Annotated in this window: 25 protein-coding genes; 15 read left to right on the top strand and 10 right to left on the bottom strand. The window is 64.3% G+C overall.

The features are described from left to right. The first annotated feature begins 139 nt into the window (after positions 1-139). Entirely contained in the window at positions 140-889 is a 750-nt protein-coding gene (locus tag BLS50_RS32975; protein ID WP_143028398.1) for a response regulator, read from the top strand. After that, complete coding sequence (locus BLS50_RS32970) at positions 873-2,150, top strand: ATP-binding protein (protein WP_074807995.1); 1,278 nt, start codon at positions 873-875, stop codon at positions 2,148-2,150. Before BLS50_RS32975 ends, BLS50_RS32970 begins: the two co-directional genes overlap by 17 nt. A gap of 213 nt (positions 2,151-2,363) precedes the next feature. Here the strand turns inward: BLS50_RS32970 and rpsU are convergent, their stop codons facing one another. The 4 genes from rpsU to BLS50_RS32950 form a co-directional block, all read right to left on the bottom strand. Next, positions 2,364-2,576, bottom strand: a complete 213-nt coding sequence (gene rpsU / locus BLS50_RS32965) for a 30S ribosomal protein S21 (protein ID WP_011549147.1) — start codon at positions 2,574-2,576, stop codon at positions 2,364-2,366. A 33-nt stretch (positions 2,577-2,609) separates the two neighbouring features. Beyond that, positions 2,610-2,819, bottom strand: coding sequence for a hypothetical protein (locus BLS50_RS32960; RefSeq protein ID WP_027808400.1), 210 nt, complete (start codon positions 2,817-2,819; stop codon positions 2,610-2,612). A 48-nt stretch (positions 2,820-2,867) separates the two neighbouring features. Further along, on the bottom strand, positions 2,868-3,152 hold the full coding sequence (locus BLS50_RS32955) for a hypothetical protein (RefSeq protein WP_027808401.1): 285 nt from the start codon (positions 3,150-3,152) through the stop codon (positions 2,868-2,870). Positions 3,153-3,459: 307 nt separating this feature from the next. Next, positions 3,460-3,789: a hypothetical protein gene (locus BLS50_RS32950; protein ID WP_011549144.1), complete on the bottom strand. Its 330-nt coding sequence runs from the start codon at positions 3,787-3,789 to the stop codon at positions 3,460-3,462. A 362-nt stretch (positions 3,790-4,151) separates the two neighbouring features. Here BLS50_RS32950 and BLS50_RS32945 point away from each other — a divergent pair, with 362 nt between their 5' ends. Genes BLS50_RS32945 through BLS50_RS32935 form a run of 3 tightly spaced genes read left to right on the top strand, consistent with a single transcriptional unit; the run spans position 4,152 to position 6,782 of the window. Beyond that, on the top strand, positions 4,152-5,114 hold the full coding sequence (locus tag BLS50_RS32945; protein WP_074807990.1) for a chromate resistance protein ChrB domain-containing protein: 963 nt from the start codon (positions 4,152-4,154) through the stop codon (positions 5,112-5,114). A 19-nt stretch (positions 5,115-5,133) separates the two neighbouring features. Further along, a complete protein-coding gene (locus BLS50_RS32940) occupies positions 5,134-6,306 on the top strand; it encodes a chromate transporter (RefSeq protein WP_012336968.1) in 1,173 nt (390 codons plus the stop codon). A gap of 14 nt (positions 6,307-6,320) precedes the next feature. Beyond that, complete coding sequence (locus BLS50_RS32935; protein ID WP_027808404.1) at positions 6,321-6,782, top strand: chromate resistance protein ChrB domain-containing protein; 462 nt, start codon at positions 6,321-6,323, stop codon at positions 6,780-6,782. Positions 6,783-7,084: 302 nt separating this feature from the next. On the opposite strand, the gene BLS50_RS32930 is transcribed toward BLS50_RS32935, so the two are convergent. Further along, complete coding sequence (locus tag BLS50_RS32930; RefSeq protein ID WP_054928635.1) at positions 7,085-8,242, bottom strand: DUF4382 domain-containing protein; 1,158 nt, start codon at positions 8,240-8,242, stop codon at positions 7,085-7,087. 410 nt (positions 8,243-8,652) lie between these two features. On the opposite strand from BLS50_RS32930, the gene BLS50_RS32925 reads away from it, so the two are divergent. Continuing rightward, a complete protein-coding gene (locus BLS50_RS32925) occupies positions 8,653-9,252 on the top strand; it encodes a DJ-1/PfpI family protein (protein ID WP_012336965.1) in 600 nt (199 codons plus the stop codon). 104 nt (positions 9,253-9,356) lie between these two features. Here the strand turns inward: BLS50_RS32925 and BLS50_RS32920 are convergent, their stop codons facing one another. Together BLS50_RS32920 and BLS50_RS32915 are read right to left on the bottom strand one after the other, a co-directional pair. Beyond that, positions 9,357-10,253 carry an oxidoreductase gene (locus BLS50_RS32920; RefSeq protein WP_074807988.1) on the bottom strand — a complete coding sequence of 299 codons (897 nt, stop codon included), beginning with the start codon at positions 10,251-10,253 and terminating at the stop codon, positions 9,357-9,359. Then, positions 10,250-11,470: an MFS transporter gene (locus BLS50_RS32915; RefSeq protein WP_074807985.1), complete on the bottom strand. Its 1,221-nt coding sequence runs from the start codon at positions 11,468-11,470 to the stop codon at positions 10,250-10,252. Before BLS50_RS32915 ends, BLS50_RS32920 begins: the two co-directional genes overlap by 4 nt. A gap of 138 nt (positions 11,471-11,608) precedes the next feature. On the opposite strand from BLS50_RS32915, the gene gcvA reads away from it, so the two are divergent. Further along, a complete protein-coding gene (gcvA, locus tag BLS50_RS32910) occupies positions 11,609-12,553 on the top strand; it encodes a transcriptional regulator GcvA (RefSeq protein ID WP_175849098.1) in 945 nt (314 codons plus the stop codon). A 31-nt stretch (positions 12,554-12,584) separates the two neighbouring features. Here gcvA and BLS50_RS32905 read toward each other — a convergent pair whose 3' ends face one another. Together BLS50_RS32905 and BLS50_RS32895 are read right to left on the bottom strand one after the other, a co-directional pair. Then, entirely contained in the window at positions 12,585-13,751 is a 1,167-nt protein-coding gene (locus BLS50_RS32905; RefSeq protein ID WP_011549134.1) for a porin, read from the bottom strand. 765 nt (positions 13,752-14,516) lie between these two features. Continuing rightward, a complete protein-coding gene (locus BLS50_RS32895) occupies positions 14,517-14,981 on the bottom strand; it encodes a GNAT family N-acetyltransferase (RefSeq protein ID WP_074807979.1) in 465 nt (154 codons plus the stop codon). Positions 14,982-15,131: 150 nt separating this feature from the next. Here BLS50_RS32895 and BLS50_RS32890 point away from each other — a divergent pair, with 150 nt between their 5' ends. The 6 genes from BLS50_RS32890 (at position 15,132) to BLS50_RS32865 (ending at position 21,702) form a co-directional block, all read left to right on the top strand. Then, positions 15,132-15,794, top strand: a complete 663-nt coding sequence (locus BLS50_RS32890) for a GntR family transcriptional regulator (RefSeq protein ID WP_074807976.1) — start codon at positions 15,132-15,134, stop codon at positions 15,792-15,794. After that, positions 15,778-17,016 (top strand): dicarboxylate/amino acid:cation symporter, encoded by a 1,239-nt coding sequence (locus BLS50_RS32885; protein WP_074807973.1) that lies wholly within the window; start codon positions 15,778-15,780, stop codon positions 17,014-17,016. Before BLS50_RS32890 ends, BLS50_RS32885 begins: the two co-directional genes overlap by 17 nt. A gap of 170 nt (positions 17,017-17,186) precedes the next feature. Then, complete coding sequence (locus BLS50_RS32880; protein WP_011549129.1) at positions 17,187-17,591, top strand: hypothetical protein; 405 nt, start codon at positions 17,187-17,189, stop codon at positions 17,589-17,591. A 256-nt stretch (positions 17,592-17,847) separates the two neighbouring features. Further along, positions 17,848-18,303, top strand: a complete 456-nt coding sequence (locus BLS50_RS32875) for a GNAT family N-acetyltransferase (RefSeq protein WP_074807970.1) — start codon at positions 17,848-17,850, stop codon at positions 18,301-18,303. Between the two features lie 121 nt (positions 18,304-18,424). Further along, positions 18,425-19,849 (top strand): HD domain-containing phosphohydrolase, encoded by a 1,425-nt coding sequence (locus tag BLS50_RS32870; RefSeq protein WP_074807967.1) that lies wholly within the window; start codon positions 18,425-18,427, stop codon positions 19,847-19,849. Positions 19,850-19,932: 83 nt separating this feature from the next. After that, a complete protein-coding gene (locus tag BLS50_RS32865; RefSeq protein ID WP_074807965.1) occupies positions 19,933-21,702 on the top strand; it encodes a histidine kinase in 1,770 nt (589 codons plus the stop codon). 47 nt (positions 21,703-21,749) lie between these two features. Here BLS50_RS32865 and BLS50_RS32860 read toward each other — a convergent pair whose 3' ends face one another. After that, entirely contained in the window at positions 21,750-22,865 is a 1,116-nt protein-coding gene (locus BLS50_RS32860) for an extracellular catalytic domain type 1 short-chain-length polyhydroxyalkanoate depolymerase (RefSeq protein WP_074807963.1), read from the bottom strand. 395 nt (positions 22,866-23,260) lie between these two features. Here BLS50_RS32860 and BLS50_RS32855 point away from each other — a divergent pair, with 395 nt between their 5' ends. Beyond that, on the top strand, positions 23,261-24,382 hold the full coding sequence (locus BLS50_RS32855; RefSeq protein ID WP_074807961.1) for a sensor histidine kinase: 1,122 nt from the start codon (positions 23,261-23,263) through the stop codon (positions 24,380-24,382). 174 nt (positions 24,383-24,556) lie between these two features. Then, positions 24,557-25,192: a hypothetical protein gene (locus BLS50_RS32850; protein ID WP_143028397.1), complete on the top strand. Its 636-nt coding sequence runs from the start codon at positions 24,557-24,559 to the stop codon at positions 25,190-25,192. The last annotated feature ends 201 nt before the right edge of the window (positions 25,193-25,393 follow it).

Here is a 25,393-nt window from a genome sequence, read left to right as displayed (position 1 = left end):
CGGTGTACGTAATACCCGCGCGGCCCGGCCCTTGTGCCGGTTCCGTCAGCGATCGCAAATCACAGTAATATTCCGAAAGCCAGTCAGGCCGTATCCGGGCTACCATCATTGCGTCCTCACGCCGCCCTGAATACCTGAAATGCACCCACCTTCCATCCTCGACTCCGCGCCGCAAGTCCTGCTCGTGGACGACGATGCGGAACTGCGCGACCTGCTGCGCAGGTTCTTCCAGCAGCGCGGCATCGAGTTCTCCGTTCTGCACGACGCAACGAATCTCGTGCGGCGGCTGGAGCGCGAACGACCCGCCATCATCGTGCTGGACCTCATGATGCCGGGCGTGGATGGCCTCACCGCGCTCAAGCAACTGCGCGCGAGCGGCGACACGATTCCCGTCATCATGCTGACCGCGCGCGCCGAAGGCATTGACCGCGTGCTCGGGCTCGAACTCGGGGCGGACGACTATCTGGGCAAGCCGTTCATGCCCCAGGAACTGCTCGCGCGCATCCAGGCAGTGCTGCGCCGCCAAGGGCCACCGAGAACCGCGGCGGTGCGGGAGAAGCCCACCCCGTGCCGGTTCGGCCGCTTCGAACTGGATTTCTCGACGCGCACGCTGCTGCGCGAAGGCACGCCCGTGAAGCTCACTGGCGGCGAGTACGCGCTGCTCGAGGTGCTGGCCTCGCACCCCATGGAAACGCTTTCGCGTACGCGGCTCATCGAATTGCTCCACGGCCCGGACGCCGAAGTGACCGAGCGCGGCATCGACGTGCCGGTATGGCGCCTGCGCCGCCTGATCGAGGACGACCCGTCCAATCCCCGACGGCTGCAAACCGTGCGCGGGATCGGCTACATGTTCATTCCCGACAACCCGGCCGATGAAGAATCCGCTTGACACGATGTTCGGCCGGCTCGTCATCACCACGGTGGGCCTGCTGGTGGTGGTTCATCTTACGTCGCTGCTGCTGATCGAGCGAACGCGCGCGAGCCTCGCCGCCTTCCATATTTCGCGCGTCGTGGAGGCTGCCGCCAGCATGGGCGGCCAGGACAGCGGCGGCGAGCGGTCCGTGGCGGATATTCTCGGTATTTCGTTCGTGGACCTGAAGCAACTGCCGACCGCCGACGCGCAGCGCTTTCGCGGCGACACGAACGGGCCCATCGAACGGCAATTGCGGCATGTGCTGCCGCCGGGCACCCACGTGGCAATGGACGACGACGGCACGCTGCGCGTGCTCCGCGCGGGCAGCACACGTGGCATCGTGCTGCCGCGAGCCGAGGTGCCGGTGAGCCGCTTCACCGGGGTGCTGGCGTTGACGCTGGTGTTCGCTATCGGGGTTGCCGTCGTGCTTGCCTGGCAATTGAATCGCCCCATTCGCGATCTTGCCGCAGCCGCGCGCGAACATCGCACCGGCCACCACCTGAACATCGTGCGCAAGCGCGGGCCGCGCGAATTGCGCGAGCTGATCGGCGACTTTAACGACATGACCGGCGAGCTGGCCGTGGCCGAGCGCGAGCGCGCCGTGATGCTGGCGAGTATCGCGCACGACCTGCGCACACCGATCACACGCATGCAGGTGCGGGCAGACCTGCTGACCGATCGTGGCGATCGCGAGGGTTTTCTGCGCGATACCGAGTCCATGTCGCGTGTCATCACGCAGTTTCTCGACTTTGCGCGTGAGATCCCCGAAGGTTCGCCGCTGATCAGCGTGGACACGCATTGCCGTCGCGATTACACCGAAGCGTTGAGTCCGAGCGGCGACGCGCACCGAGATGCGCTCGTCACGCTCGATCTTCACGCGGGGCCCGACTTCATGCTACCCGCGGTCGATATCGACCGCATGCTCTCGAACCTCGTCGAAAATGCGCTCACCTACGGCGAGCCGCCCGTGGAGATCGCCACGCGAGCGCGTGGCGAGCACTACGAACTCGTGGTACGAGACCACGGGCCCGGCGTATCCGAGCCTGATCTGGATCGCGTGCTGCGTCCGTTTGTCCGGCTCGATCCCGCTCGCGGCGGCACCTCTCACAGCGGCTTGGGCCTGGCCATCGTTCACCGCCTCGTTCGCCATCACGGCGGCACGCTGCACATGTCCAACGCGGCAGATGGCGGGCTTGTCATAGTGATGAGGTTTCCGAAGCGCAGCGCCGCGCAATGAAGCGCCGCACCCGGTGTGGAGACCCGTTTGCGTGCGCCGCCAAGGTCGGCAACGCGACACAAATAGCCACGCTTGCCAACGGAACGTGCTCAAAAGTATTCCGAGACCGATCCTGCCGCCGCCAAGTTCACTTCGTCGACGCTCTCATCGGCCACCTGCGGTCAGCTAAACGACGGCCTGCGAATCGACATCGTTGCTTCGCAAAAACAGAACCTAGTACATTTTTCGGGGCGGCAGCAGGCGCTTCGCTTGCAGGCGCTGTCTGGCCACGGCGCTGGCCTTTTTCCGCTTGCGCTCCGTCGTGGGCTTCTCGTAGCCGGTGCGAGCGCGCAACTCGCGAATCAACCCGGTTTTCTCGATGTCACGCCGGAATCGCCGCAGCGCGACGTCGATCGGTTCGTTCAGCTTCAGCGTAATTGTCGTCATGTAGATCCTGTCAGGAAAGGTTGCAACGGAAAGCTAGCCGAGCCGCGTCATGACGGCGCTTGCAATCTCGTCGGATTCGAATTCCGAATATCCTGCTCCGATCGATAGCGCGCGTACCGCCATGAACATGTGCAGCTCGGGTTGATGGCACATCGCTGAATCGGCGATTCTGGCGGGTACGACGGTGTCGATCCGGGTGACTTCATTTCGTCTGATCAAGCCGAGCAGTTCGTCGATGATCATTTCGTCCTCCAAAATGCCGAAAAATTGCGTTGCACCGGCGAGCACGCGTCAGCCCGCGCTCGAAAAGAACCCCTGTTTGCCGCGATTGTCGTCGATGATGTTCTCGGCATAGCGCACTGACGCACGACGGGCGTCACCGGCGTTGTCGAACGGGGCGGTGTCGCGCAACCGGAAAGTCTGGCTCTGCGTCAGCGTATCGGTGGTGCCGCGCAGGCAAATCTTGACCGCCGCGTCGAACCCGGCGTCGTAGTTGTGCGGGCAGCCCTGCGGCGCAGCCACGTGAGGGTAGATCAATGGATAAATCTCGAATCCACGATAGACGTGCATGCTCATGACGAACTCCTGGCGTTCGGCCACGACGAGTCGCATGGGCGAACACATCCGGCCAGTATTCCCGTCGAGGGGCGGGCCGATGGGTGAAGGGGACAACGTTGCAGCGCGAGGGAGGGGCGATGCAGCAAGCGGGCGGGTGGAGGGGCGAACGCTCAAAGAACGGCTGATCGCTCGAATGAACCCATCATACGCGCATCGTTTGCCGAGCGGTCGATTTATTCCGGGTTGGCGCAAGCACGCATCCGGCACACGGTACACGATGCGATGGACGAGTGGTCAGATCGCAGGCGCGGCGCGGGCGGCGACGTCAGAGGGTCGTCAGCAATTGCAACTGACGTTCAGTCTCGTTCCCCGCGACCAGCGAGAAGAACCCGGTTTCGCGACGCTCGACTACCGTGAGCCCTTCGCTGTCGGAGAAGCCGTTCCACGCGCTGTCGTCGACATGTGCGATCGCTCCGCGCGTGCGCGCGAACGCCAGCAAGAGCGGGCTCGCCTGACGGCGGAGCACCTGACGATCCGAATTCAGCACGTAGGGCGGCCAGCCCGCACGAAGAACCAGATAGTAAGGAATGGAACCGGGATCGATTGTCATTGGAGCGGTTTCGTGGGCGGGCCTGCGTTTGCCGTCCAGTTGCATTCGGAACGGTGTCGGAGAAAGCGTGCGACGGATCGACGGGAGTTCGTCGTCGCGTGCTTTCAGTGTATGCGTTGAACCGCTCGATTCGCAGAATATCGTAACCATCTGCTGCGGCGTCGGTCACGCGCTCGATGACGGCACAATGCGCGGGCTCCGATGTCGTCGCGCGCGACTTGGGCGCTCACGTGATACCGGACGTTCTGACCATTTCCCCGATATATCGGTCCGGATGGCGCTGGAGTTTTGACTGTCGTCATGGCTGTGTTCCTGCTCCACGCATCGAGCGGAGCCGTCTACCGCCAAAAAGTTGTAGCGATCTCTACTGAATTGCAGTGTTCGTGACGACCCACTATGCTGCCGTCATGAATCCCGTCCCGACTTCCTGGCTGCTGTTGATCGTGAGTCTGCCGACCTCCGGTGCGACTGCCCGCATGCGCATCTGGCGTACCGTCAAGGCGCTGGGCTGTGGTGCGCTGCGGGACGGTGCCTACCTGTTGCCGGCGCATGCCGAGCAGGCGGCGCAGTTGCGTGAGCTCGCCGACGAGGCCCGTAACGGCGACGGGCAGGCGTGGTTGCTGGATGTCCGTGCGGACGATCCTGCCGACGAAGACGCGTACAAACGGCTGTTCGATCGCGCGGGCGACTACGCAGCGTGGCTTGCCGAGCTTTCGGAGGCCCGCCAGACGCTGCCGGATCTGGCGGCAGCCGATCTCAATCGCCTGCAACGCCGCCACGCTCGCACGTACGAGGCCATCCGAAGCATCGATTTCTTTCCCGGCGAAACCTCGCTGCGCGCGCAGGCGCAATGGCGGGATTTCACCGCCGCGATCGAAGCGTTGCGCTCTCCCGGCGAGCCGCATGCCGCTCAACGCGGCATCCCGCGTCGCGACCCTGCGCAATATCAGGGCAGGCTGTGGGCGACGCGCCGTCACCTGTGGGTGGATCGCGTCGCCAGCGCGTGGCTGATTCGGCGTTTCATCGATCCGCATGCGCGCTTCGTGTGGCTGGACAACCTCGCCGATTGTCCGGCTGACGCGCTGGGCTTCGATTTCGACGGCGCCCCGTTCACGCATGTGGGCGATCGCGTGTCGTTCGAGGTCCTGATCGCGAGCTTTGGACTCGACGACAACGCGGGCCTCGTCCGGTTGGGCGCCATGGTGCATGCGCTGGACGTGGGCGGCGCCACCGTGCCGGAAGCCGGCGGATTCGAGGCCATTCTCGCGGGCGCCCGCAAGCGTCTTGCCGACGACGATGCGCTCTTGGTGGAGATCGGCGCCGTACTCGATTCGTTGTACGTGCATTTCCGTGGCAATCGAAACCCCTGACCTTGCTGCCCGCCTCGACATGAATACACATCGCGACCGCCCGGCCTATACGCTGTGGCAACTGACCCGGTACTTCGCATGGCTCGGCGCGACCGGTTTCGGCGGGCCGGTCGCGCTCGCCGGCTACATGCATCGGGATCTCGTGGACACGCGCGGATGGATCGCGGACGCGGACTACAAGGAAGGCCTGGCGCTCGCGCAGCTCGCCCCGGGCCCGCTTGCCGCGCAACTGGCGATCTATCTCGGCTACGTGCATTACCGCATCGTCGGCGCCACGCTGGTCGGGATCGCGTTCGTGCTGCCGTCGTTTCTGATGGTGGTGCTGCTCGGCTATGCATACACGCGATTCGGCGGCCTGACGTGGATGCAGTCGGTGTTCTACGGCGTCGGCGCGGCGGTGATCGGCATCATCGCGATCAGCGCGCGCAAGCTGACCGCGAAAAGCATCGGTCACGACAAGCTGCTGTGGGCGATCTATCTCGCGCTGGTTGCGGTGACGGTGATCACCGAATCGGAAGTGGCGTGGCTGTTTCTCGCGGCGGGCCTGGTCGTCTGGTTCACGCGCGCGCCGCCCGGGTGGTTACGCCAGCGGCGCGTCGATGCGGCCGTGGCGTTGCCCGTCTCCGCGACCGGGGCATGGCTCGGTATCGTCGACTGGCCGCAGCTCGCGCAACTCGCCGCGTTCTTTGCGAAGGCCGGCGCCTTCGTATTCGGTTCGGGGCTCGCGATCGTGCCGTTCCTCTATGGTGGCGTGGTCACCGAGCACCATTGGCTCAACGAGAAGCAGTTCGTCGATGCCGTGGCCGTCGCGATGATCACGCCGGGCCCGGTCGTCATCACGGTGGGCTTCATCGGCTATCTGGTGGCGGGGCTGCCGGGCGCATGCGTGGCGGCGGCCGGCACGTTCCTGCCGTGCTACCTGTTCACCGTGTTGCCGGCCCCGTACTTCAAGAAGTACGGCAGGCTGCCGGCGATCCTGGCATTCGTCGACGGCGTGACGGCCGCGGCCGTCGGCGCGATCACGGGGTCGGTGATCGTGCTGGCCCGACGTTCGATCGTCGATGTGCCCACCGCCTTGATGGCGCTCGCGGCGATCGTGCTGCTGGTCAGGTTCAAGAAGCTGTCGGAGCCGGTGGTCGTGGGCGGGGCCGCCGTGATCGGCCTGATCGTGTACCCGCTGCTGCATCACTGATCGTGGAGGCCGCCATGCAATGGATTACGCGACAACGCCCCAAAATCGACCGGGTTGCCTGCCCCTGGCTCATTGCCCGTTTTATCGACGAGACGCCCGAATTTCTGTACGTCCCGCCGGGCGACGTGCTGCGGATCGCCAACGAGACCGGTGCGATTCCGTACGACATTCCGGGCGTGGAATTGACGCATGTCGGCGAGCAATGCAGTTTCGATGCGTTTCTCGACAAGTATGGTCTGGCCGACGATCGGGCGCTGCAGCACATGGCCCGTATCATTCGCGGCGCGGATACGTCGCGGCTCGATCTGACGCCGCAATCCAGCGGGCTTTATGCGATTTCGCTCGGGCTGTCGGACATGTTTTCCGACGATCACGACATGCTCGAGCATGGTCTGGTGATGTACGACGCGCTGTATGCGTGGTGCCGGCATTGCCAGGCCGAAGGCCATGCGTGGCCGCCGAAGATGGCGGAGTGACGACGCGGAGAACGGGGCATTCATCGCACCGTCCGGCGCCCTCGACGGATGAAAAAATGCCCGCGAGGCGCGGGCATTTCGTCAGCAGTTGCCTTTCTTGGCCTGTCCCGGCGGACAGAATCCATTCCCCGGCCCGCCTTGCGGCGCGACCACGACCGGCGGGCCCGGAACGTAGGCGACGCACCCGCTGAGCGCACCCACCATGCTCGCCGCTGCGAGCAATGCGATAACCCCTTTTTTCACTTCGTTCTCCCGTTGAGAGGAAAGGGCCGTTCGGCCCTTTCGATGATGCCGTCGGCGCGTCAGAAACCGAAGTTGACGTTGGACTGACTGGTCGTTGCGTTGACGTTTGCCGATTGGGTCGCGCCCGATGCCGCGTCGGCCTCGATCGTATATTGACCGGCGGCGGCCGGCGCCGCGGCCAGTGCGACCGGCAGCGAACCCGAGTAAGTGCCGACGATCGGCGCCGCCGCGGGCACCGACAGCGAATAGGCGCCGGTGTCCATGTTCGCGTTGATCGACGTGATCTCGTATGCGTTCGCATCGACCGTCTGCAGCGCCCGCACGAATGCGTTCGCGCTGGCCGTCACCGTACCGCTGACGGTGCTCATCGTCGACGCAGGCAGCGTGATCGGTGCGGTCGAGGCCGACACCGCCGTGGTCGTGTTCACGACCACGGGCACCGAGCGGACGATGCCCGACGCGAAGTTGTTCTGCACGATCACGACATCGTAGTTGCCCTGCGTCGAGCTCTGGATCAGCGGCGACAGCACGAACTTCCCGGAACTGTCGGCCACCGTGCCGCGGACGACCTTGCCGCCTTGTTCGGCATAAACGGTCGCGCCGGCTTCGGCCGAGGCGACGTAGCCGGAGATCGCGCCGCTCACGACGGTCGGGATCGCGGTGACGACGGGTTTCAGCGCATACGAGCCGTTGCCGCGCTGCACGATCGACTTGCACGCGTTGAAGTCGAGCACGAGATCGACGAGCGTGTTGGGCTGGACCGTGAACGGCTGGATGATCTTGTAGCCGCTTTGCGTCGCACTCGGGGTGGCGAGCGCCTGTTCCACGCCGCCGGTCGGGACGACCGAGTTTGCGAGGTTGTTACCTTGATTCTGCGCGAGGACCAGCCGAACTTGCTGATACTGGCCGGCAGGCAGCGCGGTCTGGCCGAGATCGGCGAGCACACCGTTGGTCAGCGACAGCAGGTCGATCTTCTGCGGCGTCGCGAGGGAAACGGTCGACCAGCCGGCGTCGTTGTCGGCGGCGTTCGCGTTGGCGTTGACGCGGACTTGCGAGACGGTGACGTACACATGGTCGAAACCGCACGATGGCGCATCGGTCATCGCGACGTGCAGCGTACCGGTTTGCGTGCCGCCACCGTCGTCGCCGCCGCCGCAACCAGCGAGGACGAATGGTACGAAGGCGGCGCACAGGGCGCTCTTGATGATGTTGTTCATATGTCACCCCCCATTGGGATCGTTATTGTGGGTGACGGAAGAATAGCGGGGCTGCAGCCTACTATTTGAACATCTTTGAAACGGGCCGTAACAATTTGTTCGATTGGTAAATCTTTACCGGATTCGGGGTGCTTTGGAGCGCGCCGCGGGTGGTGAGGGGGATTGCTTCGTACCGAGCGGGAGGAAGCTCTTTTGTCATACGTTAGCGTCGCTTTCGACACGGGGCGCTCACGTGAAGGCAAGAAATTGCTTTGGCGGCGCGAGTTCGCCTGCGGCTCGAATGGACGAGTATGAAGTTGACGGTGAGGGCAGGAGGCTTGCCGGCTGTAACACTGAGTTGTCGGTAAAGCAGGGCCGCGGGTGGCGGCAATCTGGCAAGATGCGTCGACTAACTGGAGACAGGGTGCCCCATGCACATCGCGATCGTAACCTTCCAGGGCTTCAACGAGCTCGACTCCCTCATTGCGCTCGGTGTGCTCAATCGAATCAGGAAGCCCGGCTGGCGCGTCACCCTTGCTTGCCCGGAGCCTTCCGTCACGTCGATGAACGGGGTAACCGTACACGCGCAATCGACGTTGGCGGACGCTTGCACGGCCGATGCCGTCATCATCGGCAGCGGTATTCAAACCCGGGACGTCGTCAACGATGCGGCACTGATGGCGCAGCTCAGGTTCGACCCTGCCCGGCAGCTGATCGGCGCGCAATGTTCGGGCACGTTGATTCTGGCGAAGCTCGGGTTGCTCGGCACGATCCCGGCCTGCACCGATCTCACGACCAAACCCTGGGTGATCGAGGCTGGTGTCGAGGTCCTGAATCAACCCTTCTTCGCCCGAGGTAACGTCGCCACGGCGGGCGGCTGCCTTGCTTCGCCGTATCTGGCCGCGTGGCTCATCGCGCGTCTCGAAGGGGAGGACGCCGCGCGCGGCGCGCTGCACTATGTCGCGCCGGTCGGGGAGAAGGACGAGTATGTTTCCCGCGCGCTGACGAACATCAAGCCCTACTTGCGGTAGCTCGACAGGACACGGTGAGCCGCCAGGCCGCCATGGCGTCTCTCATCCGGTCCGTCTCCCGCGCGGATTCACGCTGGTCGGACTGAATAGAGCATGCCTCGCTATTAGCCCGGCCCGTCGCTCGCTGCCGCGAGCAGCGGCACGACCAGATCGCTGATCGGCGTCGGAATGCCGTGCGTTCGTCCGTATCGCTGCACGACGCCATTCCGGCAGTCCCATTCGAGCGGATGGTTGCCCTGCCGGTCGGCAAGAATCGACGTACCCAAATCCGGCGGAAAGCCGTGGAATCCGTCGACGATCTCCTGCGGCACTTCATCGCCGAGCTTCGCGCCTTCCGCACGCGCGACCTCGAGACATTCCTTCAGGTAGGCGAGCGACAGTTCGGTGATGTCGCTTCGCGAGAACATGCCGGCGCGGCGACCGGTCAGCACCATGAGCCCGGCCACGGCGTTCTGCAACAGCTTGCGCCACGCGAGCGAGATGAAATCCTCCGCCACCTCGGGTGCGCAGCGCGTGCCGCGCAAGGCCGACACCACCACGTTGCTCGCCGGCGTATCGGGCAGGGTGAGGCGAGGCTTGGCCCGCAGCCACACCGACGCGCCCGATTCGCGTTGCGCCGGAAACCAGACGACCGACGGCACGATCGCGGCGCCGGCCGCATACGGTGCGAAAGCGGCTTTTTGCTCGACGCCGTTTTGCAGCACGCAGATGACGGTATTCGCACCGCATAGCGCGGCGACCCACGGTGCCGCGCTCGCCGTCTGCGTCGACTTGACCGCAACGAACACGAGATCGACCTTTTCCTTGACCGCTTGCGGGTCGGTCAGGACCGGCCCGGGCACGACGATCTCGCCGCCATCGAAGCGCAATTTCAATGCCGCGTGCGCGGAGCGGCCGCAGATCACCGGCGTGCGGCCGGCTTCGTGAAGGGCCGCGGCGACGGTCGTGCCGATTGCGCCCGGACCGACGAGCGCGACGGACGGGTAGCCGGATTTCGTCATGGTGTTCCTCCTGTCGGGTCATCCGTCAGATGCGGGCGCAGTGCGAGGGCGAGCGGAAAAATCGCGAGGGCGGTCAACGCGGTCGCATAGGTGGCGCCGTGCACACCGATCCTGTCGCCCAGGAAACCGTAGAGAACGGGCGATAGCGCGCCCGATGCGATCGTCCCCGTATAGAAAATCGCGAATGCGCGCTCGGTGCGCTCGGGCGCGGACAGCTCGGGGACGGTTCCGTACAGCACCGACGAAGTGCCGTTGAGCATCATACCCAGAATCGGCAGCAGCACCATGCTCGGCGCCAACGGGAGATACATCACCGCGATGATGCACGCCGCCGTCCCGCCCTCCGTGAGCAGCACTGTCCTCACCATACCCAGGCGCGCGCCGAGCCAGCCGCACATGAATTTGCCGGCCGCACCGCCAATGAAAACGAGTGCGAGGGCCGTTCCCAGCAGTTGAGGCGAGACGCCCTTTGCCTTCAGCAGGAAAGGCAGAAAGGTAAGCAGTCCCATGCGTACGGCCGTATCGAGCACGCCGATGGAGAACAGCGCGGAGAATCCGCTTTTTCCCGTGCCGCCGCGTTGAGCGGACGCATGCTCTTTCGCCGTCGTGTTCGCGCCGCCGCGCGGCACGGCGGGAAACCAGAGCGCGATGACGGCGGCCACGACGCAGCCCAGTCCGGCGACGATCCATAGCGCATGACGCCACGGCATCAGGGTCACGAGCAGCGAAATGGCGGCCGGCAGTGCCGATTTCCCGAGATCGCCGGAAAAGTTGTAGATGCTCAGTGGGCCTCTCGCGTCGCGCCCATAGAAGCGGGAGACGGCGCCCGATGCGATCGGATGTTGCGTGCTGGAGCCGCCGCCCGAGATTGCCAGCGCGACGCCCAGCCCGAGCAGGCCACCCGACATGCCCGCGAGCGCATAGCCGAGCGCGGCGAGCAGCGTACCGAGTGCGAGCGTCGCGCGGCTGCCCAGGCGTTGCGCGAGACGCCCGGCGGACAACTGCAGCGTCGCCATCGTGCCGGCATAGACGCCGCGCAGGATGGCCAGGGCCGCAAAGTCGAGCCCGAATTCCGACTGCCACACGGGCAGCAACGCGTAGATCATGTCCGTATAACCATCGTGCATGGCGTGTGCAACGCACGATAGCCACAGCGCGCGCCGTCGGGGTGGCGCGGTTTCCCGCAGGACGGGAGGGGAAAAAACCGGCAGGCGCATCGTTATTCGCTCCGAGCGAGCGGTGAATGGAAGGCGCTCGTGGTATCGCTTTCAGCCTCGATGTATCGATTTTAGGGCTGAGGGGACCGCCATTTCAATTGAGCTAAAATCGCGTCAATGGAGAGAAAAAGTCACGTCATGAGCGAAAGCCGGGATGTTGCGAAGCACCGGGGCGAGTTGCCCCCGCTCAATGCGCTGCGCGCGTTCGATGCGGTCGCGCGGCACGGCAGCTTCGCGGGTGCCGCGGCCGAGCTGCATGTGACCCACTGGGCCGTCGGAAAGCAGATCAGGTTGCTGGAGGACTGGTTCGGCCTGCCGTTGTTCGACCGTCGTCCACGCGGTGTCGCGTTGACCGACGAAGGGGCGGCGTTGCTGAATGACGTCAGCCACGCGTTCGAGCGCCTCGGTACCGCGGTGGTGCGGCTGCGCCACAACACGTTCACGCACCGGATCTCAGGCGTCGTGCGGGTGAACGTGCCGATGAGCTTTGCGTTTTGCTGGCTGCTGCCGCGGCTCGCCGATTTCCATGCGCGGTACCCCGACATCGACGTCAGGGTGTCGACGACATCGCGCAAGCTGCGCTATGTCGCCGACGCTTTCGATATCGGTGTCCGCTCCGGTCCCGAGCAAGGCGCGGGCGTCGTCTCGCGCCCGTTGATGCCCGACCTGCGGGTGCCGGCCTGCAATCCCGCGTTGCTGCGCCAGCATCCGATACAGAGCGTGGCCGACTTGCGCCATCACACGCTGCTGCATTCGGCCACGACGCGCTCCGCCTGGTCGCACTGGTTGAAGGAGGCGGGCGCGTCCGATCTGCGGGTCGCGCGCCATGTCGAATTCGATCACGTGAATCTTCAGCTTGGCGCGGCCATCGAGGGGCTCGGCGTCGCGCTGGCGTCGCTGCCGCTGATCGGGCGCGATCTCGCCGAGGGGCGCCTCGTGTGTCCCATCGCATCGCCCGTATGGCGCGCTGACGACTACATGCTGGTGACGAACGCCGATCGCGCCGACGATGCCGCGGTGTCCGCGTTCGAGGAATGGATGGAAGGCATGGCGAGTCGGGAGAGCGGCGCGACGCCGGAGTAGTGCGGCCACTACCCCGGCTGCGAGTCGACGATCAGAAGCCGTGGAACATGCCGATGTTGACCTGAACCTGGTTGCCGCCCGATGAGGTGTTGCCGAAGTCGGCCGCCGAAGCCTGCGCGCCCTTGGCATGAACGTAGGCACCCATCGCGTACAGCGCGGTACTCTTCGACAGCGAGTACGTCGCACCCAGCGACACCTGGTTGATCGAGGCCATCGTGCGTCCTTCGGCTGCTTGCGTGGGCGTGGCCGCGGAGCCGTAGACGTACGTGTAACCCGTCGCCAGCGACAGCGCCGGCGTGACCCGGTACTGCAGCAGCGCACCCAGCACGTTGAAGTGGATCGACGGCTGGCCGTCGTTACCCTTGTACTGGGCGTTCGAGTAGCGCAGGCCGGCCGTGTACGGCCCCACCTCGTATTGCGCGGCGACTTGCGCGATGCCCGCGCTCTTGAACGCATTGCCGCCGTTGTAGCCCGAACTCGGATAGCCCAGTGCGCCGCCGAAGCTCGGTTGTGCCGTTGCGTTCGTCCATCCGTTCTCGCCCTGGTTGGCCGCACGGAAGTAGCCGCCGGCGACCGTCAGGCCGCCTTGAGCGTAGGTCGCGGCCGCCGACCACGATTGACCCGACCCCGTTGAACCGGCCACGCCGCCGAACGAGTACGCGGCTTCAGCCTGGAAGCCGTGGATGATCGGCGAGATGTACTTCACGGCGTTGTTCTGGTTCGTCGTGTTGTCGTTGTTGTCGACGTCGCCTGGCGTCGAGAAGGTCGACGCGGAAATGGCGTCGCCCGTCAGGACCTGAACCATTTCCGTCACGGCGTCGAGCTGGCGCCCCATGCGCAACGCGCCGTACTGACTGGATGCGAGGCCCACGTAGGCCTGACGGTTGAACAGCGAACGCGTGGTACCGATCGGCCCTTGGCCGCCGATGCCGCCTGTCGCGATGTTGAAACCATTCTCGATCTTGAATACCGCCTGGAGGCCGCCACCGAGGTCCTCTTGCCCTCGAAGGCCCCACTTGTTCGAGCCCGCAGCGCCGCCATCGAGGCCGAACCGGCTGTGGCCATTGATGTTCGACGTATAGCCGATGCCCGCATCGAGCATGCCATACAGGGTGACCGACGACTGCGCCATTGCTGCCGAGGATGCTGCGAAGGCGGCAACAGCGATAACGCTGATGTTGATCTTCTTGTTTTTCATCTGCATTTCACTGTCAGGAGTGGTTTCGGGATGGGTTGAAACGGCTTGTGTCGTATTCGAATGCAGGTGACGGCGCGCGGCCTGCGCATCGTCACGGTCGCAGCGGCCGGCGTCATATTTGCCACATCGGCATGCCGGCTTCGCTCATTTCGTGATCCTTACAATTTTGTATGGGGAACGTCGTACTGCTCGTACTGCTCGATGTGTCCTGCACCCCCTGCGTGGCCGCACTTTGCAGGTGCAAAAACCATATCAGGAACATAAATTCCCGTCAAAATTTGTTTGGTATAAGTTAATCTCGTTTGATAGTCGCGCGCATTACAGGGTTTTCCCTATAAGAACCCGCACGTAGGCGATGTGTTATCGAAGTTCGCGTCATTACGCTGATGCGCCCGACGTCGGCAAGCGAATTCAGGTGGTGTGGGGACGATAATCGACTGCAAGGAACAGCCATCGCGAGCAACAATCCGGCAGTACCGGTGGTTACCGTTTCATTTTGCTTCCGGATTGAGATAATCGAAATGAAGGGGCGCGATTGTTGAATGCGTGTCCGTATAAGCCGTAAGCGCTTTCCGCATGTGATACAGCGGCGGATAGCTTCGGGTGATTCTTCTGTGGGGAAAAGGCGCCGCAAGCGATCTCGATCTTCGCGCGGCCGAACCGGCTCAGGCGGGCGCCGGTTGAACGGGGTTTTCGGGCCGGTAGCCAACTGCGTGACATCGGCCCCCGAATTGCGTTCGAACGAACGTCAGTCGTGGACGAAACTCAGCATTCGATCGGGCGCTGCATTAGATAGAATTTCATGTCGTCGCGGCCATGCAGCGAAATCGGAATCGGATCGCGATTAAAGCCGAGCATTTCATAGAACTGGTAGGCCGACTCGCGTGCCGTGCACCAGAGCAGCGTGCCGCGCTGTTCGCGCACGTGGCGAATGGACAGATTGACCAGCAGACGGCCGAACCCCAGACCGCGGACCGACGGATGGACGGCCATGCCGCGCAGGCGCCAGGCTTCCGCGTTCGGCACGCCGGATTGTCCTTCTTTACACACGGATGCCACGGCAACAATAGTGTTGTTGTCACGAACGGCAAAATGCAGGGTGGTTGGCGCGTGATCTCCGTGTAAAGCGCTTCCCTCTTCATCTCCCGCCATCAGGATCGCGGCCCTGAGGGGATAGGTTTCTTCCGCACGGACGGCACAGATGGTAAAGCGCACATCTTGTGAAGTCATATAATTATCGGCTCTCTTCGTGACGCAGATTTTCTTCCAGTTTTCTTTCGGTATACCCACTCGCAAAATTAGCAGTTGCCGTGCGTTACCAGTAAGGGTAATTTCCTATCCGTCACCTCTTTTACAATCATACGCTAACTGCGATCACAGATGACGTCGAAAGTCTCGACAGATGCAGAGCTTGCCTACGAGGAGATCCGAGCGAGGATCTTTGACGGCCGCTTTGCGCCCGGGCAGAAAGTATCCCACCGGGGCCTGTCCGACGAACTCGGCTTCGGCCAAATGCCCGTGCGCAGCGCATTGCATTTGCTCGAATCCGAAGGGTTGGTCGTCGTCATCGAAAAGAGTGGCACCTATGTTGCGTCGCCGACTACCAGCGATCTCCGCGAAATTTTCGAAATGCGGCTGGCCCTGGAGAGTACCGCGGCGTTTCTGGCTGCGAGGTCGGGCGTGACGGCAGGCCTTCGCGAGGCGGCAGCAAAAATGCAGGAACTGCTTGACCGGGACGTCGCGGACATCATGCTCGAGCAACGTATCGGTTGGGTATTTCATCAGGAGTTGTTCGCCGCCGCACGGAACGTGCGTATCTCATCGGCGTATGGTCTATTGCGAGCCCAGACCCTGGCCCTGAACGAACTTCCGCGTGGCGACGCCGAAACCGTTCGGCGCGGCACGATAGAGCACCTGCACATCTTTCACGCAATCGAAGCGAACGACGGCGAGCTGGCGCGTCAGCATATGTGGAATCACATCGTTGACGGTACGCCGGCACGGATCAAACTGCTAAAGGCACGGCATGAACACGAAAAATAAAGGGCTTTCCCTCCCGATGCAAATGCTTGGCGGGCTCGTCCTGGGCGCCGCTTGCGGCGTATTTGCTCCAGGCTTTGCCGCGAAGCTGGGCTTTCTGAGCGCGATGTTCGGCCACGCGATCAAGATGGTCGTCATGCCGCTGATTTTCCTGTCGGTCACGGTCGGGGTCTTTCGTGCGGGCCGGCTTCGCGAGCGGCTCGGCAAGGTCGCACTATCGAGTATCGGCTTCTTCGTGTTGATGACGGGTCTGGCCGCCTCGCTCGGCCTGCTGCTCAACTTTGCATTTCGACCGGGTCTCGGGGCGAGCATGGTTCAGTCCGGATCGATGCCCGCCGCGCTCGCGTCCAGTATCGACTGGACGAAATTCCTCGTCGACCTGATCCCCGCCAACATCGTCGCTGCGCTCGCCGCGGGGAATTCGCTCCCCGTGCTGGTTTTCGGGGTGATTTTCGGGGCGGCCCTGGCGGCGGCGCCGGAGCGTGCCGAGCCCGCGATTGCCGTTTTCGAGGCGCTGCTGTCGGGACTGTTCAAGATGGTCCAGTGGGTGATCGCATGGTCGCCGCTCGCGATCTTTGCCGCGATCGCGCAGCTGTTGTCGGCCAAGGGGTTCACCGGCGCGCACTCGCTTGTCGAGCTTCTGGGCGTCGCCTATCTCGGCATGGCGATTCTGGCGGTCGTCCTCACCCTCGTCATTCGCGTCGCCGGTCAGTCGCCGCTCGCCGTTCTCAGGAAGGTGAAGGAGCCGCTGATCCTGGGTTTCACGACGCGTTCGTCCGAAATTACCTACCCGTTGCACCTGAAGAAGCTGGTCGAACTGGGGGTGCCCCACGGCGTGGCGTCCACGATTCTGCCGCTGGCCTACATTTTCAATCGCGACGGCGCGGTACTTTACACGGCCCTTGCGGTCGGCTATCTGGCCGATGCCTATCATCTCGTCTGGTCCTGGCCGCTGGTGATCACGATCCTGATCCTGACGATCATCACCATCGACGGCGCGGCCAATGTGCCCTCCGGGGCGATCGTCGCCATCACCATCGTTCTCACGTCGATCGGGTTGCCGGCCGATGCAGTGTTGCTGCTGCTGGGCGTCGATGCCTTTTTCGACATGGGGCGAACCGCCCTCAACGTCTACGGGAGCTCGGCCGCCGCCGCAGTTGCGGTGAGGCTGTCCGGTTCGGACAGTATCGCCGCGGAAACCGTACCCCGGCAGGCAAGCGTGTAGGGGCTTCGGAAGCGACGGGCGGTGCGCGTTTCAATGTCGCGCCCGCCCATTGCCAGGCGCTGGCGTACGTCTATTCGAACCTTGAGGCAGGCGGGGAAAGCAGGATGGGATGAACGTACGTTCTTATCAAGTTTCAGTGGGTGGAACGACGTATTTTTTGCCGGAGAAACATGATGATTGGTTCAGAGTCCGCAGCTTTTTTCATGCTGCGCCTAGGCACACCGCATCCTTCGTGGGCATTCACTGACGACAGCAACATGCTCGGCATCGGCGATTGCGACGGCGTGATGAGTGCCATGTTCGAACTGGATCGCAACCAGGTCGCGCGGATCAGAAGACTGGGTCAGTCGGTGGAGCGGATCAGGTGTACGTGCGAACGCGCTGGCCGGGAGCTGCACTTTTATCTCCATGGCAGGCAGGTATCCCAAGGCGTGTGGGTCGGTGTCGCGTCGGCCGATCCCGACTATCTTCCGACTGACGAGATGATCGCAACATGGGAAGTACCGAAGCCCGACGATGCGTTCAGGTCAACGGGCGCGGGTGCGGACCTGATCGCATCGCTTAGCCTGGCCTAAACTGCGATCACAGATTGTCGGGCGTACGCCGTTCAATGCATGTGGTTCTGGCACACACCAACCTCGGATCGCCAGAACCGTTTTGCTGGCCAGGGCATCGGCCAGCGCTTTTTATTCCTTGAGCCGATTGCATCGGCTCGCTTGCGTCACGCTCACGGATCGGGGGTGTGACGTGCTGCACCGAAGTCCCCGTCGAACCCGGCTGGCGCTGCCGCGCCACGCCGGGTACGCGCTCCCGCACGAATCCCGCCGCTCGATGACAACGACCCTGACCTTCCTCCCCGTCACGCCGGCCGACGCCGACGCCCTCGTCGCGATCCGCATCGCCGCGATGCGCGACAGCCTCGAGCGCATCGGCCGTTTCGATCCGCAGCGTGCGCGCGACCGGTTTTTCGCGTCGTTCGACCCGGCGCTCTGCCGCTTCATCGAAGCCGACCATTCGCGTGCGGGTTTCTATACGCTCCGCCCGATGGCGGATCACTGGTTGCTCGACCACCTGTATATCGTGCCCGCGCATCAGGGCAAGGGTATCGGCGCCGCCGTGCTGCGCGAGATATTTGCTGCCGCCGACGAACGACGGATGCCCGTTCGCGTCGGCGCATTGCGCGGTAGCGACTCGAACCGCTTCTACGAACGGCACGGCTTCGTGCGAACCGATGAAGCGGAATGGGACATCTACTATCGGCGCGAACCGGGCACGGCAGCGACGTAGCGTTCGCGTGATGCATTCCGGTTGAAATCGGCACGCACGTATTAGCGTTTTCACCCATGCGGAAAACGCGAAGTCGGCCGATGTTGCAGAGAGGGCGTAAATAATTGATCCGAGGCCGATTATGACGACATCTGCAACGAACGGCGTGAATGCCGTGCCGCCCGAAACGTCCGACACCGCAGCCGCAGCCGCAGCCGCATCCGTTGAAGTGCCCCGCGTCCCGTCGATCCTGCTGGTCGACGACGAACCGAACGTGCTGTCGGCGCTCCGGCGCGTATTCCGGCCCACCGGCTACGACATCGTGATTGCCGACAGCGGCGAGACGGCGCTCGAGATCCTGGCGTCGACCGACATCGACCTGATCGTGTCCGACATGCGGATGCCGCACATGAGCGGCGCGGAATTCCTGGCGCGTGCACGGGCGCTGTACCCGGACACGATGCGCATCTTGCTGACCGGCTATGCGGAGCTCGCGTCGGTCGTGCAGGCCGTCAACGAAGGCGGCGTGTATCGCTACCTGAACAAGCCGTGGGACGATCACGACCTGCTGCTGACCATCGAGCAGGCACTGGAGCAGCGCCGTCTGCGTCGCGAAGCGGCCCGGCTGGCGGCGCTGACGGAGGCGCAGAACGAAGCACTGCGCCGTTTCAATACGGACCTCGAAACGCAGGTTCGCGCGCGCACCGAGGAACTCGGCCAGACGGTGATGTTTCTCGAAGCGGCGCAAAGCGACCTGAAAAGCAGTTTCACGGCGATGGTTCAGGTGTGCGCAAGCATGATCGAGCTGCGCTGCGGGGCCGCGAGCGGGCATGCGATGCGGGTGGGCGAGATCGCGCGCCGGCTCGCGCTGGCGTCCGGGATGAGCGAACTGCATGCGCAGGACGTCTACTTCGCGGGGCTGTTGCACGGCATCGGCAAGCTGTCGCTGCCGGACGAATTGCTGCACAAGCCGCTCGCGCGGATGACGACGGACGAGCACCGCGTGTTTCAGGAGCATCCGTTGCGTGCGCAGATGGTGCTGACGCCGGTCGCCCAGTTGCACAAGGTCGCGTCGATCGTGCTGCACCAGTACGAGCGCTTCAACGGCCGCGGCACGCCGGACGGGCTGGTCGGCGATGCGATCCCGGTCGGGTCGCGGATCGTCGCGATCGCGCGCGACTTCGAAGGGTTGCGCCACGGCGAAATCGGTGCGCCGCATTCGATCGAGCAGGCCATCGACGTGTTGCGCTCGCAGGCGAGCGTGCGTTACGACCCGCAACTGGTTGCAGGCTTCATCGAGTTGATGCGTGACCCGGCGAGCCTCGGCATCGCGGCGTCCGTCGCGGAAATCCGCTCGGCGCAACTGCGCGAAGGGATGGAACTCGCCGACGATCTGCGCACGCATCGCGGCGTGTTGCTGATGACGAAAGGCAGCGTGATGTCCGCGCATCAGATCGAGCTCGTGCGTCGCTTCGAAACGCGGGAGGGCACGCCGTTCGACATTCTCGTGCTGGCCGGGACGGCCGCGCATGCGCACGCACCCAACGCAGGCGCGCCGCCGGCCTGACATCGAACGTCGGCAAGATGGCCGCGGGACGGGCGCCTGCCCCTACCGCGGCGATGCACTCAACCCGTTGCGGGCGCCCGATCATGCATGGCATCTACAACCTTCCGCTCGTCGTGCTGTCGCTCGCGATCGCGACGCTGGCGTCGTATACGACGCTCGACCTCGCCGCGTTCATCTCGCTGCTCGACAATCCGAAGCTCAAGCGTGCGTGGCTCGGCGGCGGCGCGGCGGCGATGGGTACCGGAATCTGGTCGATGCATTTCGTCGGCATGCTCGCGTTTTCGTTGCCGGTGCCGCTCGGCTATGCGTGGCAGGAAACGGGCGCGTCGCTGGCGATCGCGGTGCTCGTATCATATTTCGCGCTGAACGTCGTCACGCGCGCACGGCTGGGCTGGCGGCGGCTGGGCATGGGCGGCGTGTTGATGGGCGGCGGGATCGCCGGCATGCACTACACGGGGATGGCCGCGATGCACATGCAGCCCGGCATTCGCTACGATGCCGCGCTGTTCGCCGCGTCGATCGGCATCGCGGTGATCGCATCGACGGCCGCGTTGTGGATTGCACAGGCGTTGCGCATGCAGCAGGCGCGCCACGCGACCGCGCAACGTATCGGCGCGGCCGTCATCATGGGCCTCGCGATTACCGGCATGCACTACACGGCGATGGCGGCCGCGCATTTCGCGCCGGATGCGCGGTGCGGCGCCGCGAACGGCGTCGACGCGCCGTGGCTCGCGACCACCGTCGCGCTATTTACGATGGCGACGCTGGTCGTCACGCTGCTGGTGTGCCGTTTCGATGCGCGCACGACTTTCCTGCGCGGGATGACCGACACGCTCGAACGGCTCGTGCGGGTGCGAACCGGCGAACTCGAACGCGCGCTGTACAGCTACGAGCAAACGACGCAGATGCTGCAACGCACGCGCGAGAACATGGCGGCCGAGATCGACGAGCGCAAGGCCGCGCACGCGCTGCTCGAACAGGAGAAGGACGAACAGCGGCGCCTGCTGCATGCGCTCGAGGAAACCCACGAGCAGTTGCTGCAGTCGGAAAAACTCGCGTCGATCGGCCAGCTCGCGGCCGGCGTCGCGCACGAGATCAACAATCCGATCGGCTTCGTCAGCGCGAACCTCAACACGTTGAAGACGTGGGTGCGCAGCCTGCTCGACGTGGTCGCCGCGCATGAAGCCGCGCTGCCGCAGCTCGATCCGGCCACCCGCGACGCGTTGACGGCCGTGCACCGCGCGGCGGATCTCGACTACGTCCGCGACGAGATCGCGATGCTGATCGACGAGTCGATCGACGGCGCGCTGCGCGTGCGGCGCATCGTGCAGGACCTGCGCGATTTTTCCCGCCCGGCCAGCGACGAATGGAGCGTGGTCGATCTGCATGCGGGCCTCGAGAGCACGCTCAACGTCGTCCACAACGAGCTCAAGTACAAGGCCGACATCGTGCGCGATTACGGCGATGTCCCGCACGTCGAATGCCTGCCGTCGCAATTGAACCAGGTCTTCATGAACCTGCTGGTCAACGCGGCGCAGGCGATTCCGGAGCGCGGCGTGATCACGATCCGCACGTCGAGCGACGGCGATCAGGTGTCGATCGCGATCAGCGATACCGGCGCCGGCATGACGCCCGACGTCGTCCGGCGGATCTTCGATCCGTTCTTCACCACGAAACCGGTCGGGCAGGGCACGGGGCTCGGGCTGTCGGTATCGCACGGCATCGTCGAGCGTCATCGCGGCACCATCGACGTGACCAGCGAGCCGGGGCGCGGCACGACGTTCCGGATACGGTTGCCGGTTCGGCGTGCCGGCGAGCGTGCGAGCGCGGCAGCGCTGGAGCAGCGGGCATGACGTCATGACGGCGGACGCTCGCGAGCGGCCGCTGCGAGCGTCGTGCGTCACGCCAATCGCTTGCGGCGCTGACGACGAAAGAAATGCCAGAACATCGCGGTCGCGTCCGGCCCCTTGGCGGAATGGAACGGCTCGCTCGGGTCTCCGCCGCTCCATGCATGCGGCAGCCGGCGGACGATGCACACCCTGACGACCAGCCGCCCACCCTTCAGATAATCGACGTAGTCCGCATCGTCCTGCGCGTAGCTGCGTTGCTCGCCGACGCGGATCGCACCGTGTTCGTCGATGAGCCGGTTGAGCCGCGCGAACGCGATGCCGAGTTGCGTCGCGTTCTGGTCGGTCACGACCGTATCGAGCGCGCCGTGGATGACGAGGGCCGGCATGCCGGGATAGGACGCGACGTCGGCGCACGCGTCGAGCGCGGCGACCGGATCGTCGCGGAGCCCGCGACGCATCAGGCTCATCGCGGCCATCGTCGACGACGGCGGCGCGATGGCCGGGCCGGAATGCAGGCCGACGGCCGCGAAACGGTCGGGATACCGGAGCGCCAGCGCTGCGGCGAGCCCGGCGCCGGCGGACAGGCCGGCCACGTAGATCCGGTCGCGATCGAAGCCGTGGCGCTGCACGATGGCGTCGACCAGCGACGCGACGGCCGCGGCTTCGGACTCGGTCGCGTCGCCATGCCAGTGCCAGCAGCGGTGCGCATGGGTCGCCTTGGCCTGTTCGGGAAACAGCACGGCGAACCCCGCGCGCTCGGCGAGACGGCAGATGCGCGTGCCCGCGGCGAACGATTCGGCGGTCTGCTTGCAGCCGTGCAGCATGACGACCGCCGGCATGCCCGCTGTCTTGGCCGGTGCGGCGGGAAGATACAGCGCGTACGCAAGATGATTCACGAGCCGGCCGGCGCTCGGGCTGGCGGAATGAAACGAGCGCAGCCAGGTGCCGGGCGGTTGGGCCGACGGTGTGCGTGCGGTATGCGTGGCACCTGTCCGTTTGGCGGCGCGGGCGGGGGCGGCCGGCTTGGCGGGCCGTTGAGTGGCCTTCGCGGCGGCTTTTTTGGCGGCCGGTCGCGGCTTGCCGGCCCGCTTCTTCGGCCGCGCACCGGTCGCGATGGAAAACAGTTCGAGATGCCGCAGCCAGAGGCTGGATTTTTTCCTGGGCATGTGCAGTTTCGTGCCGGCGGCCGGCCGTGACGGGAAGAGGCGGCCGACTCCACCGTCGGATGGAAGTCGAACGGGCGCGAAGCAAGGTTCGTGCTGCCGGTGCCGCGGCAACCGAAAGGCGGCGCCCGGCGGAACGGGGGTGACGCGCATCGATTATCTGCGATGCTAGCCGCCCGACGTGACGGGCGTGCGAATCGAAGCCTACTTCGGCCCTGGAAAGGACCATGGTGCATCCGGAGTCGTCCGGCCCGCCGGGCCCTGGCCGCCGGGCATTCGTCGCCCGCGCAGCCGGAAATGACGACGGCGGCGATCGAATCGTCGGATAACGCCGTTATTCAGTGATATCGTGCGGTTCGACAGAAGCGTTCAACGTTCATTCCGTTGTGAGGGGCGATATGCGTCTTGCTGATTTCATCGTACGGAACATGGAAACGATCCTGGTGCAGTGGGAAGCGTTTGCCGCCACGTTGCTACCGGCCGCGAGGCACATGAACTCGCAGGGGCTACGCGACCATGCTCGCGAAATCCTGACCGCCGTCGCCAAGGACATCGCGACGCCGCAAACGCGGGAAGCGCAACACGAAAAATCGCTGGGACGCGCCCCCGAGCCGGCGAATGCCAGCGAGACGGCCGCCCAGACGCATGCCGTTCTGCGCGCCCGACGGGGCTTCAACATCAACCAGCTGGCAGCCGAGTATCGGGCGCTGCGTGCCAGCGTGCTGCGGCTGTGGATCGACGCGTGTCAGCCGGCCGCGCCCGATATGGACGACATGATCCGCTTCAACGAAGCGATCGATCAAGCGCTGGCCGAATCAGTCTCTTTTTTTACCGAACAGGTCGAACAGGCTCGCAACCTGCTTCTCGGCATGCTGAGTCACGACATGCGCACGCCGCTGCAGACCATCCAGCTCACGGCGTCGTATCTTGCCGCCCTCAATGCGGGCGAGGCCGTATCGGAGGCCGCCGCTCGGCTGATCAGAAGCGGCGGCCGCATGCAGGGCCTTCTCGACGATCTCTGCGATTTCAATCGCACCCAGCTCGGGCTGGGCATCAACGTCGTTCCCCGCAATATCGATCTCGCACATGTGCTCGACAATGTGGTGGACGAGTTGCGGGCCGGTCATCCGGATCGCGAAATTACCGTCGATATGCGCGGTGATCTCCGGGGTGAGTGGGACGACCAGCGAATGCAGCAGCTGCTGAGCAACCTGGTGAGCAATGCCATCAAGTATGGCGCGCGCGATACACCGGTGCGGGTGGTGGCCACGACGACCGGCGATGAAGTGTTCGTCGAGGTCGGCAACAGCGGGCCGGCGATCGATCCGCGCACGCTCGACCGCATTTTCGATCCGCTCGAGCGCGGGGAAGAGCGTCAGGGAAGGAAGGGTGACGATGCCGGCTTGGGGCTCGGCTTGTTCATCGCGAGAGAAATCGCCAAGGCGCATCGTGGCCGGATCGATGCGCGGTCCGATCAGACGGAAACCGTGTTCGCGGTGCGGCTGCCGAGAGGTGTATGAAGCGGGGAGCGCGGGCCGGGGGATGATTCGCCGTCGGGCTTGCGGTCGGCGGTGGCGAGAGGCCGCTACCGGCCGCAACCGGTCGGTCGACTTCAACGTCCAGATCGTTGACGATTTGCGTATGGGTCTTTGGCCACTCCCAGTCGCGAAACCGTATGAGGTGCCTAGTCAGACATGAACCACCCTCCACTTGAACGTGGTGCTGTTTTCCAAACGGACTGGACAGAGCATCCTATTCGCGTGATCGCGTTTGATGCAGAGGTGGTCATGTATGACGCTTGGTGGCCACACAAGCAAGCTTGGGGCATGGAGAACCTGTCCGGCACCTTTAGCTACTACCGCGTGCGACGCCCCTTGTTCTTGTCACGAGCGCACTATCTGCGAACCGATGAATACACTGAGCTCGAGGCCAGCATTCACAGGCCAGATCTTCCCTTGGCCTACGCGCAGTTCGAATTGTTGAACTGGTATGACCAAAGGCCCGCATCTCTATCGCAACTGGCTCAACAGGTCGCCCAGGCACGAGGCCATCAAAACCCAAGCGATGATGCTTCGCTTCTAAAAACATCAGCCATCTACCTCGCGCCTTTCGGTCCAAAGGGCAGCCAGAAGCCGCCGACGGTATGCTATGCGCAGGACGGCTATGCGTTCAACGAATCAGAAGTTCTATGGAACGCGTGGCAATTGCAGGCCCCGCACCTTGGTGATCGCCATCTGACGAGCGGCATCGGCATCTATCGTTTGGGGATTCGGCGGGGCACCCCGACTTTCTATATCTGGGGTTCTTTGAGCCAGCTGAGGAACGAGTAGCTCGTAAGAAAGGAGAGCCACGATTGCTCCTGTCGCTGCTCTGCGTCCCGCGAACGGCTGCTTCCGGGATAGCCCGATGGCTGCTTCGGGTCGACGCGCGCCATCCGCTGACCCAGCCGCGGCTCGACGGCATCGTCGGGCGGTGGTCGGCCACGAACGGCCGTTCGACACAGCTTTTTAGATCGTCGGCAATCGGTGCGG

Source organism: Burkholderia orbicola, from assembly GCF_900100915.1.
GTDB lineage: Bacteria > Pseudomonadota > Gammaproteobacteria > Burkholderiales > Burkholderiaceae > Burkholderia > Burkholderia orbicola.
This window is presented reverse-complemented; position numbering and strand designations above follow the sequence as displayed.

What these genes read in the sequence shown, in the direction of transcription:
- BLS50_RS32975 (WP_143028398.1), top strand. Translation starts at nt 140, where the DNA reads ATGCACCCACCTTCCATCCTCGACTCCGCGCCGCAAGTCCTGCTCGTG.
- BLS50_RS32970 (WP_074807995.1), top strand. Translation starts at nt 873, where the DNA reads ATGAAGAATCCGCTTGACACGATGTTCGGCCGGCTCGTCATCACCACG.
- rpsU (WP_011549147.1), bottom strand. Translation starts at nt 2,576, where the DNA reads ATGACGACAATTACGCTGAAGCTGAACGAACCGATCGACGTCGCGCTG.
- BLS50_RS32960 (WP_027808400.1), bottom strand. Translation starts at nt 2,819, where the DNA reads ATGATCATCGACGAACTGCTCGGCTTGATCAGACGAAATGAAGTCACC.
- BLS50_RS32955 (WP_027808401.1), bottom strand. Translation starts at nt 3,152, where the DNA reads ATGAGCATGCACGTCTATCGTGGATTCGAGATTTATCCATTGATCTAC.
- BLS50_RS32950 (WP_011549144.1), bottom strand. Translation starts at nt 3,789, where the DNA reads ATGCAACTGGACGGCAAACGCAGGCCCGCCCACGAAACCGCTCCAATG.
- BLS50_RS32945 (WP_074807990.1), top strand. Translation starts at nt 4,152, where the DNA reads ATGAATCCCGTCCCGACTTCCTGGCTGCTGTTGATCGTGAGTCTGCCG.
- BLS50_RS32940 (WP_012336968.1), top strand. Translation starts at nt 5,134, where the DNA reads ATGAATACACATCGCGACCGCCCGGCCTATACGCTGTGGCAACTGACC.
- BLS50_RS32935 (WP_027808404.1), top strand. Translation starts at nt 6,321, where the DNA reads ATGCAATGGATTACGCGACAACGCCCCAAAATCGACCGGGTTGCCTGC.
- BLS50_RS32930 (WP_054928635.1), bottom strand. Translation starts at nt 8,242, where the DNA reads ATGAACAACATCATCAAGAGCGCCCTGTGCGCCGCCTTCGTACCATTC.
- BLS50_RS32925 (WP_012336965.1), top strand. Translation starts at nt 8,653, where the DNA reads ATGCACATCGCGATCGTAACCTTCCAGGGCTTCAACGAGCTCGACTCC.
- BLS50_RS32920 (WP_074807988.1), bottom strand. Translation starts at nt 10,253, where the DNA reads ATGACGAAATCCGGCTACCCGTCCGTCGCGCTCGTCGGTCCGGGCGCA.
- BLS50_RS32915 (WP_074807985.1), bottom strand. Translation starts at nt 11,470, where the DNA reads ATGCGCCTGCCGGTTTTTTCCCCTCCCGTCCTGCGGGAAACCGCGCCA.
- gcvA (WP_175849098.1), top strand. Translation starts at nt 11,609, where the DNA reads ATGAGCGAAAGCCGGGATGTTGCGAAGCACCGGGGCGAGTTGCCCCCG.
- BLS50_RS32905 (WP_011549134.1), bottom strand. Translation starts at nt 13,751, where the DNA reads ATGAAAAACAAGAAGATCAACATCAGCGTTATCGCTGTTGCCGCCTTC.
- BLS50_RS32895 (WP_074807979.1), bottom strand. Translation starts at nt 14,981, where the DNA reads ATGACTTCACAAGATGTGCGCTTTACCATCTGTGCCGTCCGTGCGGAA.
- BLS50_RS32890 (WP_074807976.1), top strand. Translation starts at nt 15,132, where the DNA reads ATGACGTCGAAAGTCTCGACAGATGCAGAGCTTGCCTACGAGGAGATC.
- BLS50_RS32885 (WP_074807973.1), top strand. Translation starts at nt 15,778, where the DNA reads ATGAACACGAAAAATAAAGGGCTTTCCCTCCCGATGCAAATGCTTGGC.
- BLS50_RS32880 (WP_011549129.1), top strand. Translation starts at nt 17,187, where the DNA reads ATGATGATTGGTTCAGAGTCCGCAGCTTTTTTCATGCTGCGCCTAGGC.
- BLS50_RS32875 (WP_074807970.1), top strand. Translation starts at nt 17,848, where the DNA reads ATGACAACGACCCTGACCTTCCTCCCCGTCACGCCGGCCGACGCCGAC.
- BLS50_RS32870 (WP_074807967.1), top strand. Translation starts at nt 18,425, where the DNA reads ATGACGACATCTGCAACGAACGGCGTGAATGCCGTGCCGCCCGAAACG.
- BLS50_RS32865 (WP_074807965.1), top strand. Translation starts at nt 19,933, where the DNA reads ATGCATGGCATCTACAACCTTCCGCTCGTCGTGCTGTCGCTCGCGATC.
- BLS50_RS32860 (WP_074807963.1), bottom strand. Translation starts at nt 22,865, where the DNA reads ATGCCCAGGAAAAAATCCAGCCTCTGGCTGCGGCATCTCGAACTGTTT.
- BLS50_RS32855 (WP_074807961.1), top strand. Translation starts at nt 23,261, where the DNA reads ATGCGTCTTGCTGATTTCATCGTACGGAACATGGAAACGATCCTGGTG.
- BLS50_RS32850 (WP_143028397.1), top strand. Translation starts at nt 24,557, where the DNA reads ATGAACCACCCTCCACTTGAACGTGGTGCTGTTTTCCAAACGGACTGG.